Raw genomic sequence first — 899 nt, 5'->3', positions numbered from 1 at the left:
GCCGCCAGCAAAAATTGCGTTGACTGTGGCAACTCTTGCCCCATTTGAATGATCGGCTCGATGATTTTGGGTACCACGGTTGCCAACAAGAACGAGACAATCGCCACCGCAAACACCACTAATACGACAGGGTAGATCATCGCTTGCAACAGCTTAGAACGCATTTTCTGACGGTTTTCGACGTACTCTGCCAAGCGCTCTAAAACCGTATCAAGGTGTCCAGATTTTTCACCCGCGGCGACCATAGAGCGAAACAGTTCGTCAAATACGTGTGGATAATCACCTAGGCTATCTGCCAATGGGTAACCTTCGGTGACTTTGGAGCGAACTGCAGCGATCATGGTGCGAATTCGTGGCTTTTCTGCTTGTTCAGAAACTGCTCGAAGACACTCTTCAAGAGGCATACCTGATTGAACAAGTGTGGATAATTGACGCGTGATCAGAGCCAGTTCAGCCGTTTTGATACCACGTTTGAAGCCCACTGAGCCTGAAGACTTAGCCGCCTTTGCTTTGGCTTCCACGACCTCAACAGGGATCATTCCTTGTTCTTTCAGTCGTTGGCGCACTTGACGAGCGTTATCCCCTTCAATCGTGCCTTTTTTTTGTTTGCCTTTTGCATCCAGCGCTTTGTATTCAAATGCTGCCATTACGCTTCCTTCGTCACTCGCATCACTTCTTCAAGTGACGTAATACCACGACGTACTTTGCTTAGACCATCACTACGAATACTTGGCGTATGATTACGAACGGCTTTTTCCACTTCTTGCTCACCTGCTTCGCGGTGAATCAGCTCTTGAACCGTTTCATCGACAAGCACTAATTCATGAATGCCGGTACGTCCTCGATAACCTTTTTGGTTACACGCTTCACAGCCTTTCGCGCGATGTAGAATGAGCGAT

General features: G+C 48.2%; 2 protein-coding genes. Both read right to left on the bottom strand.

Features of this window, described 5'->3' with window-relative positions:
* The coding region (locus R7P74_RS25390) for a type II secretion system F family protein (RefSeq protein ID WP_318123410.1) at positions 1 to 647 on the bottom strand (647 nt) is incomplete at its 3' end.
* Positions 647 to 899, bottom strand: a 253-nt coding sequence (locus R7P74_RS25385; RefSeq protein ID WP_443293363.1) for an ATPase, T2SS/T4P/T4SS family, incomplete at its 5' end; no start/stop codon positions are given. The genes R7P74_RS25385 and R7P74_RS25390, both read right to left, overlap by 1 nt.

It is taken from the genome of Vibrio sp. 2033 (assembly GCF_033339735.1).
The sequence above is the reverse complement of the archived record's forward strand: the minus strand, read 5'-3'. Positions and strand labels throughout refer to the sequence as shown.